The 18147-nt window shown below is 73.8% G+C and carries 19 protein-coding genes; 10 read left to right on the forward strand and 9 right to left on the reverse strand.

The genetic code is table 11. From position 1 onward, the window contains the following. Positions 1–15: 15 nt before the first annotated feature. From ACW69E_RS07830 to ACW69E_RS07845, 4 genes are all read right to left on the reverse strand, one after another. Complete coding sequence (locus ACW69E_RS07830; RefSeq protein ID WP_457497457.1) at positions 16–354, reverse strand: DUF3817 domain-containing protein; 339 nt, start codon at positions 352–354, stop codon at positions 16–18. A 93-nt stretch (positions 355–447) separates the two neighbouring features. Then, positions 448–957, reverse strand: coding sequence for a MarR family winged helix-turn-helix transcriptional regulator (locus ACW69E_RS07835; protein WP_457497458.1), 510 nt, complete (start codon positions 955–957; stop codon positions 448–450). A 105-nt stretch (positions 958–1062) separates the two neighbouring features. Further along, positions 1063–1353, reverse strand: a complete 291-nt coding sequence (locus tag ACW69E_RS07840) for an MTH1187 family thiamine-binding protein (RefSeq protein WP_237878614.1) — start codon at positions 1351–1353, stop codon at positions 1063–1065. Then, the gene (locus ACW69E_RS07845) at positions 1350–1724 is read right to left on the reverse strand and encodes a DUF3817 domain-containing protein (RefSeq protein ID WP_457497459.1); all 375 of its coding nucleotides are present in this window, start codon (positions 1722–1724) and stop codon (positions 1350–1352) included. Before ACW69E_RS07845 ends, ACW69E_RS07840 begins: the two co-directional genes overlap by 4 nt. 84 nt (positions 1725–1808) lie before the next feature. On the opposite strand from ACW69E_RS07845, the gene ACW69E_RS07850 reads away from it, so the two are divergent. The 5 genes from ACW69E_RS07850 (at position 1809) to ACW69E_RS07870 (ending at position 5580) form a co-directional block, all read left to right on the forward strand. Further along, entirely contained in the window at positions 1809–2447 is a 639-nt protein-coding gene (locus tag ACW69E_RS07850; protein ID WP_457497460.1) for an AIM24 family protein, read from the forward strand. A gap of 97 nt (positions 2448–2544) precedes the next feature. Then, positions 2545–3195 (forward strand): AIM24 family protein, encoded by a 651-nt coding sequence (locus ACW69E_RS07855; RefSeq protein ID WP_457497461.1) that lies wholly within the window; start codon positions 2545–2547, stop codon positions 3193–3195. Beyond that, the gene (locus tag ACW69E_RS07860; RefSeq protein WP_457497462.1) at positions 3192–3971 is read left to right on the forward strand and encodes an AIM24 family protein; all 780 of its coding nucleotides are present in this window, start codon (positions 3192–3194) and stop codon (positions 3969–3971) included. Before ACW69E_RS07855 ends, ACW69E_RS07860 begins: the two co-directional genes overlap by 4 nt. 68 nt (positions 3972–4039) lie before the next feature. Beyond that, positions 4040–4516 (forward strand): MarR family winged helix-turn-helix transcriptional regulator, encoded by a 477-nt coding sequence (locus ACW69E_RS07865; RefSeq protein ID WP_457497463.1) that lies wholly within the window; start codon positions 4040–4042, stop codon positions 4514–4516. Between the two features lie 200 nt (positions 4517–4716). Beyond that, entirely contained in the window at positions 4717–5580 is an 864-nt protein-coding gene (locus ACW69E_RS07870; protein ID WP_457497464.1) for a hypothetical protein, read from the forward strand. Here the strand turns inward: ACW69E_RS07870 and ACW69E_RS07875 are convergent. Both ACW69E_RS07875 and ACW69E_RS07880 read right to left on the reverse strand, forming a co-directional pair. Next, on the reverse strand, positions 5577–7193 hold the full coding sequence (locus ACW69E_RS07875) for a sensor histidine kinase (RefSeq protein ID WP_457497465.1): 1617 nt from the start codon (positions 7191–7193) through the stop codon (positions 5577–5579). The two genes, ACW69E_RS07870 and ACW69E_RS07875, sit on opposite strands and share 4 nt — an antisense overlap. Next, positions 7186–7851, reverse strand: coding sequence for a response regulator transcription factor (locus ACW69E_RS07880; protein ID WP_457497466.1), 666 nt, complete (start codon positions 7849–7851; stop codon positions 7186–7188). Before ACW69E_RS07880 ends, ACW69E_RS07875 begins: the two co-directional genes overlap by 8 nt. A 123-nt stretch (positions 7852–7974) precedes the next feature. Here ACW69E_RS07880 and ACW69E_RS07885 point away from each other — a divergent pair, with 123 nt between their 5' ends. Continuing rightward, entirely contained in the window at positions 7975–8547 is a 573-nt protein-coding gene (locus tag ACW69E_RS07885) for a PepSY domain-containing protein (RefSeq protein ID WP_457497467.1), read from the forward strand. 19 nt (positions 8548–8566) lie between these two features. Here the strand turns inward: ACW69E_RS07885 and meaB are convergent, their stop codons facing one another. Together meaB and ACW69E_RS07895 are read right to left on the reverse strand one after the other, a co-directional pair. Further along, positions 8567–9526 (reverse strand): methylmalonyl Co-A mutase-associated GTPase MeaB, encoded by a 960-nt coding sequence (gene meaB, locus ACW69E_RS07890; RefSeq protein WP_457497468.1) that lies wholly within the window; start codon positions 9524–9526, stop codon positions 8567–8569. A gap of 200 nt (positions 9527–9726) precedes the next feature. Continuing rightward, positions 9727–10953 carry an acetyl-CoA C-acetyltransferase gene (locus ACW69E_RS07895; RefSeq protein ID WP_457497469.1) on the reverse strand — a complete coding sequence of 409 codons (1227 nt, stop codon included), beginning with the start codon at positions 10951–10953 and terminating at the stop codon, positions 9727–9729. Positions 10954–11090: 137 nt separating this feature from the next. Between ACW69E_RS07895 and mce the strand changes: the two genes are divergently transcribed. From mce to ACW69E_RS07910, 3 genes are all read left to right on the forward strand, one after another. Further along, positions 11091–11522, forward strand: a complete 432-nt coding sequence (mce, locus tag ACW69E_RS07900; RefSeq protein WP_457497470.1) for a methylmalonyl-CoA epimerase — start codon at positions 11091–11093, stop codon at positions 11520–11522. A gap of 148 nt (positions 11523–11670) precedes the next feature. Next, the gene (gene scy, locus ACW69E_RS07905) at positions 11671–15054 is read left to right on the forward strand and encodes a polarized growth protein Scy (protein WP_457497471.1); all 3384 of its coding nucleotides are present in this window, start codon (positions 11671–11673) and stop codon (positions 15052–15054) included. Positions 15055–15177: 123 nt separating this feature from the next. Further along, entirely contained in the window at positions 15178–16119 is a 942-nt protein-coding gene (locus ACW69E_RS07910) for a cellulose-binding protein (RefSeq protein ID WP_457497472.1), read from the forward strand. A 296-nt stretch (positions 16120–16415) separates the two neighbouring features. On the opposite strand, the gene ACW69E_RS07915 is transcribed toward ACW69E_RS07910, so the two are convergent. Beyond that, a complete protein-coding gene (locus ACW69E_RS07915; protein ID WP_237878627.1) occupies positions 16416–16739 on the reverse strand; it encodes an ATP/GTP-binding protein in 324 nt (107 codons plus the stop codon). 307 nt (positions 16740–17046) lie between these two features. Here ACW69E_RS07915 and ACW69E_RS07920 point away from each other — a divergent pair, with 307 nt between their 5' ends. Beyond that, entirely contained in the window at positions 17047–18147 is a 1101-nt protein-coding gene (locus ACW69E_RS07920) for an LLM class flavin-dependent oxidoreductase (protein ID WP_457497473.1), read from the forward strand.

The following is an 18147-nucleotide window of genomic DNA, read 5'->3' on the forward strand; positions in this document are numbered from 1 at the left end:
GCTCCCGGGGAGCCCTCAGGCCTCGGCGGGGACGGCCTCGGCGTCCTCGACCAGCGGCTCGACCTCGCGCGAGACCTTCCGCTCGACGAAGAACGCGGCGGTGGGGACGGTGCCGGCGAGCAGCACCCAGGCCAGCTTGCCGAACTTCCACTTCGCCTTGGATCCCAGGTCGAAGGCGAAGATCAGGTACAGCACGTACAGCCAGCCGTGGGCGAGGCTGACGACGTAGGTGAAGCCCTCCGCCGCCTCCATCTCCAGCAGGTACTTGCCGATCATGCCGATGACCAGCAGGACCAGCAGGACACCGGTGACGTAGGCCATCACCCGGTAGCGGGTGAGCACGCTCTTCTTCATGCACACGAGCGTAACCGGCACCGCGCGGCGCCCGGCCGGGGCCCCGGGGCGGCGGAACCCGGCGGTCCGGCGAGTACCCGGCAAGAGCGCGGCTCAGCCTTCCCTGAAGTCCCCCGCGGCCACACGCAGCGGCCTGAGCAGCGCGAAGATCTCGTCGCACTCCTCGTCGTCGTACGCACCCAGTCCGAAGTCCATCGCCATCAGGTCGCGGGTGGCGGCCTCGCACACCTCGCGCCCCCGGTCGGTGATGGAGGCGAGCGTGCCGCGGCCGTCGTTGGGGTTGGGGCGCTTGGCCACCAGGCCGGACCTCACCAGGCGGTCGACGGTGTTGGTCACGGAGGTGGGGTGGACCATCAGCCGCTCGCCGATCTTCGACATCGGCAGCTCGCCCGCCTTGGAGAAGGTCAGCAGCACCAGCGCCTCGTAGCGGGCGAAGGTCAGACCGTAGGGCTTGACGACGGCGTCGACCTCGGCGAGCAGGATCTGGTGCGCGCGCATGATCGAGGTGATCGCGGCCATCGAGGGCACGGAGCCCCATCGCTGCTTCCACAGTTCGCCGGCGCGGGCGATCGGGTCGAACGTCAGGCTGAGCGGCTTCGGCACGGCTACGACCTTACCGGCCGGTCATATCGTGGTCAGCTCCGTCTCAGCACTCGGTCCGTCCCGTCCGGCGTCGCCACCGCCGGACGGGACGGGGTGGGACGGCGCTCAGCCCAGGTGCCGCTCGACGGTGGCGACCTTGGAGGTCAGACCGTCGGTGACACCAGGGCGGATGTCGGCCTTGAGGACGAGCGAGACGCGCGGCGCCCGGGCCTCGACGGCGGCCACCGCCCGCCGCACGACCTCCATGCACTCCTCCCACTCGCCCTCGATGGAGGTGAACATCGCGTCGGTGCGGTTGGGCAGCCCGGACTCGCGGACCACGCGCACCGCGTCGGCGACGTACTCCCCCACGTCCTCGCCGACCCCGAGCGGAGTGACCGAGAAGGCGACGATCACGCGTCCACCGCCCCCGTGCGGGGCCGCTCGGTCTGCTTGGCGTGCTCGGCGCGGGCCCGGGCGGCGATCACGCTCGCCTCGGCCTCGCGGCGCAGCAGCCGGTCGGCGTAGAAACCGCCGCCGGGCAGCACCGAGAGTACGAAGTAGAGCGCGGCGCGGCCCAGCGGCCACCTGGCGCGGTTCCAGGCGTCCAGCCAGAAGATCACGTAGAGCACGAAGAGGGCGCCGTGGACGGCGCCCATCACCGGCACCGCGTTGAACTCGGTCGTGCGCTTGAGCACGGAGCACACCAGAAGCAGCAGGAAGGAGACCGCCTCCGGGGTGGAGACGAGCCGGAGGCGGCGGAGCGCCGAAGCGGTCTTGAGGTCCACGGGAGATCCTTTGTGAAGGGATGCACAAGCTCTGCCATTGTGGCAGCCTCCCGCCGGGCGCCCGCATCCGGGTAGATTCGCACCGTGGCTCAGTTCCGACTCCAAGGCGGCAAGGTCCTCGCCGTCGACCTGGCAGGCGACACGGTCAGGGCCAAGAACGGCTCGATGGTCGCCTACGAAGGCCGGATGGCCTTCAAGAAGCTCACCGGCGGCGGTGAGGGCCTGCGCGGCATGGTCACCCGCCGCCTCACCGGCGAACAGATGGAGATGATGGAGGTGAAGGGGCAGGGCACCTGCTACTTCGCCGACCGCGCGAGCGACATCAGCCTGGTGGCGCTCCAGGGGCAGAAGCTCCATGTGGAGTCCAGCAACCTGCTGTGCGCCGACGGCTCCCTGCGCACCGGCACCACCTTCACCGGGCTGCGCGGCGCCTCCCAGGGCAACGGCCTGTTCACCACCACCGTCGAGGGCACCGGCACGGCCGCGCTGATGTCGGACGGCCCGGCGGTGGTGCTGCGCGTCACACAGCGGTTTCCGCTCCAGGTGGACCCGGGGGCGTACGTGGCCCACACCGGGGACCTGCGGCAGGAGTTCCAGACGGGCGTGAACTTCCGGACCTTCATGGGCGAGGGATCGGGCGAGTCCTTCCAGATCCGCTTCGAGGGCGAGGGGCTGGTCTACGTCCAGCCCAGCGAGCGGAACACGATCGGCGGTGATGTCTGACCGTGAGCGACGCACGTGCGGCCACCGGCCCGCAGACGACCACCGAACCCGCACCTCCGCGCCGCACGGGCGGAGAAGCTCACGAAGGGGGTGCTTGATGCCGTTCCGGGAGATCAGCTCCAAGATGGTCGAGGCCCGGGTGGCGCCCGGGCAGCGGATGTTCAGCCAGCGCGGCGCGATGATCGCGTACAAGGGCGAGGTCTCCTTCACGCCCAGCATCCAGGGCGGCCAGGGCGGCATCGGCTCGATGATCGGGCGGCGGCTGGCCGGCGAGGCGGCTCCGCTGATGGTGGTCGAGGGCGACGGCACGGTGCTGTTCGGCCACGGCGGCCACCACGTCGAGGTGGTCGAGCTGTCCGGCGACACCCTCTATGTGGAGGCCGACCGGCTGCTCGCCTTCGACGGGACGCTGGAGCAGGGCACGATGTTCATGGGCTCCCAGGGCGGGGTCATGGGCATGGTGCGCGGCCAGGTGACCGGGCAGGGGCTGTTCACCACGACGCTCTCCGGGCACGGCTCGGTGGCCGTGATGGCCCACGGCGGGGTGATCCGGCTCCCGATCACCCCGGGCCGCCCCGTCCACGTCGACCCGCAGGCGTACGTCGCCCACCACGGGGACGTACGCAACAAGCTCTCCACGGCGCTCGGCTGGCGGGACATGGTCGGGCGCGGCTCGGGCGAGGCGTTCCAGCTGGAACTGTCCGGGCAGGGCGAGGTGTTCGTACAGGCCAGCGAGGAGAAGCTTTGAACACTCCGATCGTCCACGACGCCCACACACTGCCGTCGAACGACAACGTCGACTCCTACACGTTCTGCGTGGACCTGTCGGGCCGGTGGTTCCTGCAGAAGGGGAAGATGATCGCCTACTACGGGCAGATCACTTTCAACGGCATCGGCCACGGCCCCCTGGACCGGCTGGTCGCCACCAGCTTCCACTCCCCGCTGCACGCCTCGGACTGGGTGGTCGCCGAGGGCAAGGGCAAGATGCTGCTCGCCGACCGCGCCTTCGACGTGAACTCGTACGACCTTCAGGACGGCAACCTCACCATCCGCTCGGGCAACCTGCTGGCCTTCGAGCCGAGCCTGGCGCTGAAGCAGTCGATCATCCCCGGTTTCGTGACCCTGCTGGGAACGGGGAAGTTCGTGGCCGCCTCCAACGGCGAGGTGCACTTCGTGGAGCCGCCGGTCCGGGTCGATCCGCAGGCGCTGGTCGGCTGGGCGGACTGCCCCTCGCCCTGCCACCACTACGACCACCAGTACATGCGCGGCGTGCTCGGCGGGCTGCGGGCGATGACCGGGATCGGCGGAGTCTCCGGCGAGGAGCACCAGTTCGACTTCACCGGGGCGGGCACGGTGCTGATCCAGTCGACCGAGGCGCTGTTGGAGGAACGGGACACCGGCGCCCCCGCGCCGTCGCAGCCGGGCGTCCCCGGCGCGGGCGGCGGACACGGCGGGCGCGGCGGGCAGCAGATGCCTCAGCTCCCGGGCCAGTTGGGCGACATCCAGCGCCGTTTCGGACTGTGACCGGATCACTTCCCGCGGTGAGGGTCCGCAGCGAGAGCGCTCCCGGTCGCCGGGTAGAGTCCGACGGCATGGAGAGCGACAAGGAAACCCGCTGGCTGAGCGGAGAGGAGCAGCGCGCCTGGCGCGTCCACCTCGATGTCAACAGGCTCCTCACGCACCAACTGGAGCGGGACCTCCAGCCGTTCGGGCTGACCATGAACGACTACGAGATCCTGGTGAACCTCTCCGAGTCGGACGACCACCGGATGCGGATGAGCGATCTGGCCGCCGCCACCCTGCAGTCCAAGAGCCGCCTGTCCCACCAGATCACCCGCATGGAGAAGGCCGGGCTGGTGCGCCGGGAGAACTGCGAGTCCGACAGGCGCGGGCTGTTCGCGGTGCTGACCGAGCACGGTTGGAGGACGATGCGCGAGGTGGCGCCGCACCACGTCGCCTCGGTGCGGCGCCACTTCATCGACCTGCTCACGCCCGAGGCGCTCGGCGGGCTGCACGGCTCGCTGGTCCCGGTCGCCGAGCATCTGCGGTCGCTGCGCGGGCGCGGCTGAGCGCGGGCGCGGCTGAGGCGCCCCGCCGAACCCCCGCGCCCCGGGGGGAGTTCTTGGGGGATGATGAGGGGGACCCGCTCGACTGCCGTGACGGACAAGACGCGGCGGGTCCGCGGCTGACCGGCCCTTTCCGGGGGAGCGCTGGACCGGACGAGCGGGAGGGTCCTCTGCCGCCGGACCCGCGCCAGAGGTGACCTCCGATGAGCCAGCCACCACCGGGCCAGCCGCCGCACGACGGCTTCGGCCCTCCGCAGTACCCGGGCGGGCAGCCGCAGCAGCCCCAGCAGCAGCCGCCCCCGCCGCCGCAGGGCGGGCCTCCGCAGGCGCCTCCCCCGGGTTACGGCGGCCCGGCGGCGTACCCCCAGGGCGGGCAGTCCGGCTACGCCTACCCCCAGGGCGGGCAGCCGCCCCAGCAGCCCTACGGGCAGCCCAACCCGTACGCCGCCTATCCCCCGCCCCCGCAGGGCGGCGGAGGCGGCGGGCCGAAGGGCGCGAAGGGCAGGGTGGCCCTCATCGTCGGCGGCGCCGTGGTGGCGCTCGCCCTCATCGGAGGCGGGGTCTACCTGGCGGTCGGTGACGACGACGGCGAGCCCGGCGCGGCCGCCACCGTGAGCCCGTCCCCGAGTCTCTCCCCCGAGCCGTCGCAGGAGGCGGAGGAGCCGGTGGAGCCGACCCCCGAGGAGACGGCGGAGGACCCGCTCGACGACTACGAGCCCACCGACGAACCGACCGGGGAGCCGCCCTCCCGGAACGACTTCAAGGGGCAGTGGCAGGGCGAGGGTGCCAAAACGCTGACCGTCGGCAAGGTGTTCGAGAGCGGGGAGGCCGAGGGGAAGAACTCGGTCTCCTGGATCGAGTTCGGCGGCGACGGCATATGCGTGGGGATCGGCGAGAACCAGAGCCGCGGCTACCGGATGGCGCTCAAGTGCGGCGAGGGCGACGACGAGGAGTACATCGCCGGCACCGCCAACAAAACCTCGGACGGCGAGAGCATCAAGATCAAGTGGGATGACGGGGGCGGGACCGACACCCTGGACTGGATCGGCGACAGCAACGTTCCCTAAGCCCGCCCGGAATCCCCGGCCCGCCCGTCCCGCCCGGGCGGGGCCGGGGCCGCGGCGGGCAGCCGCAGGGTGAACAGCGCCCCGCCCCCGGCCGCCCGGCCGACGGTGAGGCCTCCGCCGTGCCGGACCGCCACGTCGCGGGCGATGGCCAGCCCCAGTCCGGCGCCGCCGTCGTCCCGGCTGCGCGCGTCGTCCAGCCGTACGAACCTCTCGAAGATCCTCTCCCGCTCCTCCTCCGGCACCCCGGCGCCGTCGTCGGCGACCTCCAGCACGGCCTGCCCGTGCTCGCGGCCCACCCGCACCCGGACGCGGGAGGCCGCGTGGCGCTGGGCGTTGTCCAGCAGGTTGCCGAGCACCCGGGCGAGCTGACCGCGCGAGCCGGCCACCTCCACCGGCTCCCCGTCCTCGCCGTCCTCCAGGGCGACGGCGACCCGGTCGCCGGTGCGCTGCGCCAGTTCCTCCCGCACCAGCGCGTACAGGTCCACCCGCGCGTCCCCGGGGCGCTCCCCGGCGTCCAGGCGGGCCAGCAGCAGCAGGTCGGCGGCGAGCGCCTGCAGCCGTACGGTGTCGTGGACCGCGCCGTCGATGTCGAGCAGCCCGGGGTGGGCGGCGGCGACCTCCAGCTGGGTGCGCAGAGAGGCGATCGGGCTGCGCAGCTCGTGCGAGGCGTCGGCGACGAAGCGGCGCTGCCGCTCGACGGACGCCTCCAGGGCGCTCAACGTCTCGTTGGTGGTCCGCGCCAGGCGTGCCACCTCGTCGCGGGAGGGGGGCTCGGGCACGCGCCGGGACAGGTCGCTGCCGGCCGCGATGGCCGCCATCTCCCGCCGGATGCCCTCCACCGGGCGCAGCGCGCCCCGGGTGACCAGCCAGGTAACGCCCCCGACGACGGCGAGCAGCGCGGGCAGTCCGGCGAGCATGGTGCCGGTGACGGTCGAGACGGCCTCCTCCTGCTCCGCGAGGGAGGCGCCGGCGTAGACGGTGACGGGGACGCGGTCGCGGGTGACGCTCTGCACGGCGACCAGGCGGAAGTCCTGCGTCGCCACCGCCCGGGAGCGGTCGTAGGTCACCTCGCCGTCCCCGTCGACGGGCAGGGCGACGGTCCGGGTGACGCTGTTGCGGTCCACCGCGACGGGCTCGTCGGACGGCTCCGGAGTGGCGCCGTCGTCGCGGTCATCGTCGTCGTCGCGGTCGTCGCGGTCGTCACCGTCGTCGTCCTCGCCGCCGTCCTCGCCGCCGTCCTCCGGGGAGGGCGTGGCGGGCGCCTGCCGGGGCTCGTCCGGCCTGTTGAAGTCGGCCACGGGCCCGCGTCCGCGCAGCGGCTCACCGGCTCCGAGCACCGCGCCGGAGGCGTCCACGACCTGCACCGGTTCGTCGTCCGCCAGCGCCTCCACCTCCGCCACCCGGTCCGCCGGCACGTCGGCGACCCCGGCGGCGACCTCGCGGGCGGTGGTCTCGGCGTGCAGCCGGGCGTTCTCGGCCAGGCCCCCGCGGAGCACCTCGACCACCCCGATCCCGGCGGCCACCAGGGCCACCGCCACCACGAGCGTGGCGCCGAGCGCGGCGCGCGCCCGGACGGTGAGCCAGGCGAGCGGGGAGAGCGCGGGCCTACGCACCGGGCCTCACCAGCCGGTATCCGGCGCCGCGCACGGTGGCGATCGCCGCGCTGCCCAGCTTGCGGCGCAGCGCGCTGACGTACACCTCGACGATGTTGACGTCGCCCTCGTAGGCGAAGTCCCAGACGTGTTCGAGGACCTCCGACTTGGAGACCACCTCCCCGGCGCGTACCGCCAGGTACTCCAGCACGGCGAACTCCTTGGCCGTCAGCGCCACTTCGCGCCCCTCCAGGGTCACCCGCCGCGCGGCGGGGTCCACGGTCAGCCCGCCCACCCGCAGCACGGGCGCCCCGCCCCGGGTGCGGCGGCGCAGCAGCGCCCGCACCCGGGCGAGCAGCACCACGTAGGCGAACGGCTTGGTGAGGTAGTCGTCGGCGCCGGTGTCCAGACCCTCGGCCTCGTCGTACTCGCCGTCCTTGGCCGTCAGCATCAGGATCGGCGTCTCGTCCCCGGCGGCGCGCAGGGCCGAGCAGACGCGGTAGCCGTTCATGCCCGGCAGCATGATGTCGAGGACGATCAGGTCGTACGAGCCCTCGGTCGCCCGGTGCAGCCCGTCCCTCCCGTCGTGGGCCACGTCGACGGCGAACCCTTCGGCCGTCAGGCCCCTGGCCAGTGACAGGGCGAGCCGCTTCTCGTCCTCCACGATCAGTACGCGCATGGGGCCAGCCTGCCAAAAGGGAGCTGAAGAGATCTTCAGGTGCTTTCAGGATGCCTTCAGCCGCGCCCTGGGACGGTGTTCCACGTCAGACGCGAGACCCCGTCTCCAGGGAGGAAACCAACCATGAACCGCAAGCTGGTCGTCGCCGCCGTCGCCACCGCCGCCCTCGCCGTCGGCGGGAGCACCCTCGCCTTCGCCGACGACGACACCGCTCAGGACGCTCTGGCCGCGAGCCTGCGGGCCGGCGCCGACACCGGTGACCGGGACGACGAAGCCGACGACCGCGGCGACGACAGCCGGGGCGACGACAAGGGTGACGACCGCGACGACGACGACCGGGACGAGTCGCGGACGCTGCGCGGTGCCGGGGTCACCCTCCAGGAGGCCGTCGCTGCCGCGCTGAAGGCCGTACCGGGCACGGCGGAGTCCGCCGAGCTGGAGGACGACGACAGCGACCGGCCGGTCTGGGAGGTCGACGTCCTGGGCGAGGACGGCACCTGGCACGAGGTCTCGGTGGACGCGGACAGCGCCGACGTGCTGGAGCGGAGCGCCGGGTCGGACGACCGGGACGACGACAAGGGCGACGACGACCGCGACGACCGGGACGGCGACCGCGGTGCCGACATCGACGACGGCAAGGACGACCGGGACGACGACAAGGGCGACGACGACCGCGACGACCGCCGCGAGGACTGACGACCGCCCCCGGCGGGGCTCAATCCCCCGTCAGCCCCGCCACCAGTTCGTCGGCCGCCGAGTACGGGTCGAGCGTCCCGCTCGCGATCCGCTCGGCCAGCGCGTCCAGGCGGCGGTCGCCGTGCAGATCGCCGATGCGCTCGCGCAGCGCGGTCACCGCGATGGTCTCCACCTCGCGGGCCGCGCGCGCCCGGCGGCGCTCGGCGAGCACTCCGCGCTCCTCCATCCAGGCGCGGTGCTTCTCCAGCGCCTCGACCACCTCGTCGACGCCCTCGCCTCGCGCGGCGACGGTCTTGACGATCGGCGGGCGCCAGTCGCCGGGCTTCCGGGCCTCGCCGAGGCCCAGCATGTGGTTGAGCTCGCGGGCGGTGGCGTCCGCACCGTCGCGGTCGGCCTTGTTGACCACGTACACGTCGCCGATCTCCAGGATCCCGGCCTTGGCGGCCTGGATGCCGTCGCCCATGCCGGGCGCCAGGAGGACGACGGAGGTGTCGGCCTGCGAGGCGATCTCGACCTCGGACTGGCCGACGCCGACCGTCTCGACCAGGACGACGTCGCAGCCGGCCGCGTCCAGGACGCGGATGGCCTGCGGGGCGGCCCAGGCCAGGCCGCCGAGGTGGCCGCGGGTGGCCATGGAGCGGATGTAGACGCCGGGGTCGGAGGCGTGCTCTGACATCCGCACCCGGTCGCCCAGCAGCGCGCCGCCGGAGAACGGGGAGGAGGGGTCCACCGCGAGGACGCCGACCCGCCTGCCGGCCCTGCGGTACGCGCTCACCAGCGCCGAGGTGGAGGTGGACTTGCCCACCCCCGGCGAGCCGGTCAGACCGACGACGTACGCGTTGCCCGTCAGCGGCGCCAGCGCCGCCATGACCTCCCTGAGCTGCGGGGACGCCCCCTCAACCAGCGAGATCAGCCGGGCCACGGCCCGGGGCCTGCCCTGCCGTGCCTGCTCCACCAGTCCGGGGACGTCCACCGCCATACGTGCTGCGCTCCTCGCGATACTCGGCCGTCGCCGGCCCTTGTCGGCCGCCTGGCGGCCGCTGTGGTCGGCCGCCTGGTCCGGCCGTCATTCTTCCCCGCGCCGCTCGCGCGCCGCCGTGCCGCCGGTCACACGGGCCCGCACCCGTCACGTGCCTCACCTGCCTCACGTGCGGCGTGCGGCCCCGTGCGACCGCTCCGTCACTTCTTCGGCACCCGAACGATCAGGGCGTCGCCCTGACCGCCGCCGCCGCACAGCGCGGCGGCGCCGACACCGCCGCCGCGGCGCTTGAGCTCCAGGGCGAGGTGGAGCACGATGCGCGCGCCGGACATACCGATCGGGTGACCCAGCGCGATCGCGCCGCCGTTGACGTTCACCTTTTCGTGGTCGATGCCGAGGTCCTTCATCGACTGCACCGCGACGGCCGCGAACGCCTCGTTGATCTCGACCAGGTCGAGGTCGCCGACCTCCAGGCCGTCCTTCCCCAGGGCGTGGCGGATGGCGTTGGACGGCTGCGACTGCAGGGAGTTGTCCGGGCCGGCCACGTTGCCGTGGGCGCCGATCTCGGCGATCCACTCCAGGCCCAGCTCCTCGGCCCGGGCCTTGCTCATCACGACCACCGCGGCGGCGCCGTCGGAGATCTGGGAGGAGGTTCCGGCGGTGATGGTGCCGTCCTTGGCGAAGGCCGGGCGCAGCTTGCCCAGGGACTCGGCGGTGGTCTCGGGCCGGATGCCCTCGTCCTTGGAGAACAGGATCGGGTCGCCCTTGCGCTGCGGGATCTCCACCGGGGTGATCTCGGCGTCGAACAGGCCGTTCTTCTGTGCGGTGGCGGCCCGCTGGTGGGAGAGGGCGGCGATCTCGTCCTGCTCGGCGCGGCCGATGCCCAGGCGGGTGTTGTGCTTCTCGGTGGACTCGCCCATGGCGACGTTCTCGAAGGAGTCGGTCAGGCCGTCGTGGGCCATGGCGTCCAGCATCTGCACCGCGCCGTACTTGAAGCCCTCGCGGGACTTCGGCAGCAGGTGGGGGGCGTTCGTCATGGACTCCTGACCGCCGGCGACGACCACGTCGAACTCTCCGGCGCGGATGAGCTGGTCGGCCAGCGCGATGGCGTCCAGACCCGACAGGCAGACCTTGTTGATCGTCAGCGCGGGGACGTTCATCGGGATGCCGGCCTTCACCGCGGCCTGGCGCGCGGGAATCTGCCCGGCGCCGGCCTGGAGCACCTGGCCCATGATCACGTACTCGACCTGGTCCCCGCCGATGCCCGCGCGGTCCAGGGCCGCCTTGATGGCGAAGCCGCCCAGGTCGGCGCCGGAGAAGGTCTTCAGCGAGCCCAGCAGGCGGCCCATGGGCGTACGGGCGCCCGCGACGATCACGGAGGTGGCGGCGGACGCCGAACGGGTCTCGGGGTTCGTCTTTTCGGTCACGGTGCGGCCCCTTCGGAGCAGGGAGTTAACGAGGGTTATCGCCAATGTACTGAGCGGTACCGTCCCGGGTCACCGGTCGGTCGGTGTGACCGTGCGCACGTTGCGTAACCACACTCCGAGACGGTGCACTGTCTTCCATGCTGACGCGCATCGACCACATCGGTATCGCCTGTTTCGACCTGGACAAGACGGTTGAGTTCTACCGTGCCACCTACGGCTTCGAGGTGTTCCACACCGAGGTGAACGAGGAGCAGGGGGTGCGCGAGGCCATGCTGCGGATCAACGGCACGGACGACGGCGGCGCCTCCTACCTCCAGCTCCTGGAACCGACCCGCGAGGACTCCACGGTGGCCAAGTGGCTGGCGAAGAACGGCGAGGGCGTGCACCACATCGCCTTCGGCACCGCGGACGTCGACGGCGAGGCCGAGGCGATCCGCGACAAGGGCGTCCGGGTGCTGTACGACGAGCCGCGCACCGGTTCGATGGGCTCCCGTATCACCTTCCTCCACCCCAAGGACTGCCACGGCGTACTCACCGAACTGGTCACCTCCGCTTCCTCACACCACTGACGACCGCTCCCCCGGCCGGTAGAGTGACCGTTCGGCCGGGGCTGCGGGCCGGCAGGGGCCCGTCCCATGTTCCGCCGATGATCTGACACCATTTCTCCGAAGGGTCAGTTCACCTTCACCACGACCAGGGGACGGATGGGACCGCGCAGTGCGGGGCTACGACCGCTACGAGGCTGACGACCACCTCTCTCAGCTCGAAGCCGAGATGAAGCGGCTGAAGGACGAGCGGGACAAGGCGGTCGACCACGCCGACGACCTCGGCTATCAGGTCGAAGTGCTGCGCGCCAAGCTGCACGAGGCGCGCCGCGCTCTAGCCGCGCGCCCGGCCGGCTACGACAACCTGTCGCACCAGGCCGAGCAGCTGCTGCGCAACGCCCAGACGCAGGCTGAGCAGTTGCGCGCGGACGCCGAGCGCGAGCTGCGCGAGGCCCGGGCCCAGACCCAGCGGATCCTCCAGGAGCACGCCGAGCGGCAGGCCCGCATGGAGGCCGAGCTGCACGCCGAGGCGGTCGCCCGCCGCCAGCGGCTGGACGAGGAGCTGGCCGAGCGCCGCGCGACCGTCGAGTCGCACGTCAACGAGAACGTCGCCTGGGCCGAGCAGCTGCGCGCCCGCAGCGAGTCGCAGGCCCGCCGGCTGATGGACGAGGCGCGGGCCGAGGCCGAGCAGACCCTGGCCGCGGCCCGCGCCGAGGTGCAGCGGCTGACCGAGCAGTCCCGGCAGCGCCTGAACTCTGAGGCGGAGGCCGCCAGGACCGAGGCCGAGCAGGTGCTGCGCCGGGCCCGTGCGGACGCCGAGCGGCTGCTGAACGCGGCCTCCACCCAGGCTCAGGAGGCCACCGAGCACGCCGAGCGGCTGCGCACCTCCACCGCCGCCGAGTCCGAGACCGCCCGCCGCGAGGCCACCGCGCTGGCCCGGCAGGCCGAGCAGCGGATGCAGGAGGCCGAGACGGCGCTGCGCGAGGCCCGTGCGGAGGCCGACCGCGTACTGGCCGAGGCGCGCGAGGCCGCCGCGAAGCGGCTGGCCGACGCCGAGTCGGAGAACGAGCAGCGCGGGCGTACCGCCAAGGCCGAGATCGCGCGCATGGTCGCCGAGGCCACCAAGGACGCCGAGGCCGCCGAGGCCGAGGCCGAGCAGGTGCGGGCCGACGCCCGCGCCGAGGCCGAGCGGCTGATCGCCGAGGCCCGCGAGAGCGCTCGCGCCAAGTCGGCCGAGGAGTCGGCCGCCCAGCTCGCCGAGGCCGCGCGCACGGCCGAGGAGGTGCTCACCAAGGCGTCCGAGGAGGCCAAGGCCACCACCCGGGCCGCCACCGAGGAGGCCGAGCGGCTGCGCGCGGAGGCCGAGGCGGAGGCCGACCGGCTGCGCGCCGAGGCGCACGACCTGGCCGAGCAGCTCAAGGGCGCGGCCAAGGACGACACCGAGGAGTACCGCGCCAGGACCGTCGAGCTCCAGGAGGACGCGCGGCGGCTGCGCGGCGAGGCCGAGCAGCTGCGCGCCGACGCGGTCGAGGAGGGCGAGCGGATCCGCGGCGAGGCCCGTCGCGAGGCCGTCCAGCAGATCGAGGAGGCCGCCAGCCGCGCCGAGGAGCTGCTCAGCCAGGCCAAGGCGGACGCCGAGGAGACCCGCGGCGCCGCGGTGGCCGAGGGCGAGCGGGTGCGCACCGAGGCGATCGAGCGGGCCACCGCCCTGCGCCGCCAGGCCGAGGAGGCCCTGGAGCGGGCCCGCGCCGAGGCCGAGGAGCTGCGGACGGCGGCCGAGCAGCAGGCCGAGCGGGCCCGCGAGGAGGCCGAGGAGACCGGGCGGCGGCTGCGTGCGGAGGCCGAGGAGGCCGTCGCCGCCCGCCGCGCCGAGGCCGACGTGGAGCTGGAACGGCTGCGTGAGGAGGCCGAGCAGCGGCTGACCGCCGCCGAGGAGGAGCTGCGCGGGGCCCACGAGGAGGCCGAGCGGCTGCGCGAGGAGGCCCGCGCCGAGACCGAGCGGCTGCGCGCGGAGTCGGCGGAGCGGCTGCGCACCCTGCGGGAGCAGGCCGAGGAGGAGGCCGAACGGCTGCGCACCGAGGCGGTCTCCGACGCCGCTCAGGCCCGCGCCGAGGGCGAGGCCCTGGCGGTGCGGCTGCGCACCGAGGCGGCGACCGAGGCCGAGCGGCTGCGCACCGAGGCGCAGGAGACGGCCGACCGGGTGCGGGCGGAGGCGGACGCGGCCGCCGAGCGCATGGGCGCCGAGGCCGCCGAGGCGCTGACCGCCGCCCAGGAGGAGGCCTCCAGGCGCCGCCGCGAGGCCGAGGAGCTGCTCACCGGCGCCCGTCAGGAGGCGGACCGGGAGCGGGCCCAGGCCCGGGAGCAGAGCGAGGAGTTGCTCGCCTCGGCCCGCAAGCGGGTCGAGGAGGCGCAGGCCGAGGCCGAGCGGCTGGTGGCCGAGGCCGAGCGGCGGGCCGCCGAACTGGTCTCCGCCGCCGAGCAGAAGGCCCAGCAGGTGCGCGACTCGGTCGCGGGGCTGCGCCAGCAGGCCGAGGAGGAGATCGCCGGTCTGCGCTCCGCGGCCGAGCACGCCGCGGCCGCCCTGCGCCGGGAGGCGAAGGAGGAGACGGACGCCGCCAAGTCGCTGGCGGAACGCACCGTTTCGGAGGCGATCGCCGAGGCGGAGCGGGTCCGGTCCACCGCCGGCGAGGAGGCCGAGCGCACCCGCGCCGAGGCCGACCGCGTACGGGACGAGGCCCGTGAGGCGGCGGCGCGGCGGCTGGGCGACGCGGCCGAGCAGGCCGACCGGCTGGTCGCCGAGGCCCGTGAGGAGGCCGTACGCATCGCGGCGTCCGCCGAGGAGCAGGCGGACACCATGGTGGGCGCCGCCCGCAAGGAGGCCGAGCGGCTGGTGGCCGGGGCCCGGACCGAGAGCACCTCGCTGGTGGAGAAGTCCCGCAGCGACTCCGACACCATGCTGGAGGAGGCCCGCCGCGACGCGAGCGCCATCCGGGAGCGGGCCGAGGAGCTGCGTTCGCGCACCGAGGCCGAGGTCGAGGAGCTGCACGAGCGGGCGCGCCGGGAGGCCGCCGAGGCGATGCGGTCCGCCGGGGAGCGTGTGGACAAGCTGGTGAAGGCGGCCGAGGAGCAGTTGGCCGAGGCAGGGGAGAAGGCCCGTCAGACCCGTTCGGAGGCCGACTCCGAGGCGAGCAGGGTCCGTATCGCCGCGGTACGCAAGGCCGAGGGGCTGCTCAAGGAGGCCGAGCAGAAGAAGGCCGCGATCGTCCGGGAGGCCGAGAAGGTGCTCGCCGAGGCGGAGGCCGAGGCCAAGCGGACCCTGGAGAAGGGCAAGCGCGAACTGGAGGTGCTGACCCGTCGCCGTGAGGACATCAACGCCGAGATCTCGCGCGTGCAGGACGTACTGGAGGCCCTGGAGTCCTTCGAGTCACCCGGAAGGGGCAAGTCCGACAAGGAAGGCAAGGGTGGGAAGGGTTCTGACGGGGGATCGAACGGAGCGGTCAAGGCCGGTGCGGGAGCTGGAGCGACGCATGGCGGCGGCAAACAGGGCAAGAACTGAGCCACTCGAACGGGCGTACATTCTGCATATCAAACCGGCATCTTCTCGAAGACACGCCGCTTTCCCCCCTAGGATTCCCTCTATCACTCTCCCGTCCGACCCCGTCTGACCGACAGGAACCCCATGAGCGACAACACCTCTCCCTTCGGCTTCGAGCTCGTGCGGCGCGGCTACGACCGCGGTCAGGTGGACGACCGCATCGCGAAGCTCGTCGCCGACCGTGACAACGCGCTGGCCCGTATCGCCTCGCTGGAGAAGCGCATCGAGGAGCTGCACCTCGAGACGCAGAACGCACAGGCGCAGATCAACGACTCCGAGCCGTCGTACGCCGGACTGGGCGCCCGTGTCGAGAAGATCCTCCGTCTCGCCGAGGAGGAGGCCAAGGACCTGCGCGAGGAGGCCCGCCGGGCCGCCGAGCAGCACCGGGAGCTGGCCGAGTCCGCCGCGCAGCAGGTGCGCAACGACGCCGAGGCGTACGCCACCGACCGCAAGGCCAAGGCGGAGGACGAGGGAGCCCGTATCGTCGAGAAGGCCAAGGGCGAGGCCGCCACGCTGCGCGCGGACGCGCAGAAGGACGCCCAGGCCAAGCGCGAGGAGGCCGACGCCCTCTTCGAGGACACCCGGGCCAAGGCCGCGCAGGCCGCCGCCGACTTCGAGACCAACCTGGCCAAGCGCCGCGAGCAGTCCGAGCGCGACCTGGCGTCCCGTCAGGCCAAGGCCGAGAAGCGGCTGGCGGAGATCGAGCACCGCGCCGAGCAGCTCCGCCTGGAGGCCGAGAAGCTGCGCACCGACGCCGAGCGCCGCGCCCGCCAGACGGTGGAGACCGCCCAGCGCCAGGCCGAGGACATCGTGGCCGACGCCAACGCCAAGGCCGACCGCATCCGCAGCGAGTCCGAGCGCGAGCTGGCCGCTCTCACCAACCGCCGCGACAGCATCAACGCCCAGCTCACCAACGTCCGCGAGATGCTGGCCACGCTCACCGGCGCGGCCGTCGCCGCGACCGGGCAGCCGAACACCGACAGCGGCGAGGAGTCGCTGGGCGTTCCCGCCCAGCAGTCGCGCTGAGGCCGGGCACGGACCGGCAGCACCGGCAGACGGTGGGACACCGCGCCCCGCACCGCCCGAGGGCGGTGCGGGGCGCCGCCGTCTTCCCGCCCCGGCCCTCCGGGGGCGCCGCGCCCCGCGCGGGCCCCACGGGCGGACGGGAACCGAACTTCCCGGTGGCCTCCCGGTCCGGACGGGGCCCGGCGCCTGCCGTGGCCGCCGGCTCGCGTCACGCTCGCGCTCGCAGCGCCGATCGGCGCGTACGCCCGCGTCTCCGCCCGCGGCGTCCGACGGGCGCCTCCGCCCGCCCCGCCGGGTCAGTACCTGGGGGCCTGGCGGGACCGCTGGAGCCGCGCGCTCCGACGGTCCCTGGCGTTCCAGCACGCCCGGTGCCAGTGCCGCCGGTCGTCCACCCGCCCGTCGCGCTGCCAGGCCACCACGTGCGGCACCCCGGGCGGGATCTCCTGGTCGCAGCCGGGGCAGCGGTAGTGCTTGGCCGCGGACTGCCCGCTGATCTGCCGGACCACCCACTCCTCGCCGCGCCACTCGTCGGTGTGCTCCATGCCGTAGCGGCCGTCCGCCTCCCCGTCGCGGCGGGCGGACCTGCCACCGCCGCGCGGGCGGTTTCGACGCGGGGACAACAGGCACCTCACGTGGTCTCGGGGGCCTCCGGGGCCCGTCGGCGGACTGCTCCGTCCAGCCTACGCAGGTCGCGGACGGCTCCGTGCCGCGCACCCGCGGCGCCTCTCCCCCGTCTTCCCCTCGCCCTCCCGCGCGGTCCGAAAAAAATCCCGGCGGGCCGTGCCCTTGGCACGTGTCAGGCGTTGTTGCCTCAAGGGGACCGTCCGGCGGTCCGTTCGGAGGGCCGCCGCACATCGCCGCGGGCCACCGCAGGCCGTCGCGCGGCGGTGCCGGGGCGGTCCCGGTACCGGGCAGGAGGCTGTGGCGATGCACATCGGGACTTTCGTGCCGGCGGGGCAGTTCCCGGGGCAGGGGCAGGGAGAGGCGCTCCACCGCGCCCTGCGCTCGGCGGAGGCCGCCGAGCGGGCCGGCCTGGACTCCGTGTGGGTGGCCGAGCACCACTTCGTCCCCTACGGGGTCTGCCCCTCGGCGATCACCCTGGCCGCGCTGCTGCTGGGGCGCACCCGGCGCATCGAGGTGGGTACGGCCGTGAGCGTGCTCCCCACCGTGCATCCGGTCGCCCTGGGCGAGCAGACCGCGCTGCTGCACCTCGTCTCCGAGGGCCGGTTCACCCTCGGCGTCGGCCGTGGCGGCCCCTGGGTGGACCTGGAGGTCTTCGGCGGCGGCGTCGAGGCGTACGAGCGAGGCTTCCCCGAGTCGCTGGACCTGCTGCTGCGCTGGCTGCGCGAGCCGCGCGTCGGCGCGGACGGCGAGCGCTACCGCTTCCGCGAGGTCCCCGTCGTACCGCGCCCGGACCAGGGCCTCGGCGGGCCGGAGGCACCGCCCGTGCTGGTCGCCTGCACCTCCCCCGCCTCCGTGCGGCTGGCCGCGGCACGCGGGCTGCCGATGCTGCTGGGAATGCACTGCGGGGACGAGCAGAAGGCGGAGATGGTCGCCCTGTGGCGGCGCGAGGCGCTGGCGGCTGGGGCGGACCCGGAGGCCGTGGCGGCGGCCGGGCACGTGTCGGCCGGGGTGGCGCAGGTGGCCGACACCCGCGACGAGGCCGTGGAGACGCTCACCAAGGCGATGCCCGGCTGGCTGCGGCAGGGCCTGGAGGCCCACACGACCGTGGACGGCCGGGCGCGTTCGATGCGCGACCCGCTCGCCTACACCGAGATGCTGTGCTCGCTGCACCCGGTCGGCCCGCCGCGGCTGTGCGCGGACCGGCTCGCGGCCACCGCCGAACGGACCGGGATCGGCCGGTTCGCGCTGCTGGCCGAGGGGTCCGGAGACCTGGCCGCCACCGAGCTGAACGTCTGGCGGCTGGGATCCGAGGTGCTGCCGCTCCTCCCCCGAGCAGCGGCAGCTCCCGCGCCGTCGGACACGGCGCCGGACGACGAGGGCGCGCAGACGGGCACGGCGTCCTGA

Source organism: Streptomyces sp. SS8, from assembly GCF_054072955.1.

Coding starts and splice junctions, on each gene's coding strand:
- ACW69E_RS07830 (WP_457497457.1), bottom strand. CDS start 354: ATGAAGAAGAGCGTGCTCACCCGCTACCGGGTGATGGCCTACGTCACC.
- ACW69E_RS07855 (WP_457497461.1), top strand. CDS start 2,545: ATGCCGTTCCGGGAGATCAGCTCCAAGATGGTCGAGGCCCGGGTGGCG.
- ACW69E_RS07865 (WP_457497463.1), top strand. CDS start 4,040: ATGGAGAGCGACAAGGAAACCCGCTGGCTGAGCGGAGAGGAGCAGCGC.
- ACW69E_RS07870 (WP_457497464.1), top strand. CDS start 4,717: ATGAGCCAGCCACCACCGGGCCAGCCGCCGCACGACGGCTTCGGCCCT.
- ACW69E_RS07880 (WP_457497466.1), bottom strand. CDS start 7,851: ATGCGCGTACTGATCGTGGAGGACGAGAAGCGGCTCGCCCTGTCACTG.
- ACW69E_RS07885 (WP_457497467.1), top strand. CDS start 7,975: ATGAACCGCAAGCTGGTCGTCGCCGCCGTCGCCACCGCCGCCCTCGCC.
- meaB (WP_457497468.1), bottom strand. CDS start 9,526: ATGGCGGTGGACGTCCCCGGACTGGTGGAGCAGGCACGGCAGGGCAGG.
- mce (WP_457497470.1), top strand. CDS start 11,091: ATGCTGACGCGCATCGACCACATCGGTATCGCCTGTTTCGACCTGGAC.
- ACW69E_RS07910 (WP_457497472.1), top strand. CDS start 15,178: ATGAGCGACAACACCTCTCCCTTCGGCTTCGAGCTCGTGCGGCGCGGC.
- ACW69E_RS07920 (WP_457497473.1), top strand. CDS start 17,047: ATGCACATCGGGACTTTCGTGCCGGCGGGGCAGTTCCCGGGGCAGGGG.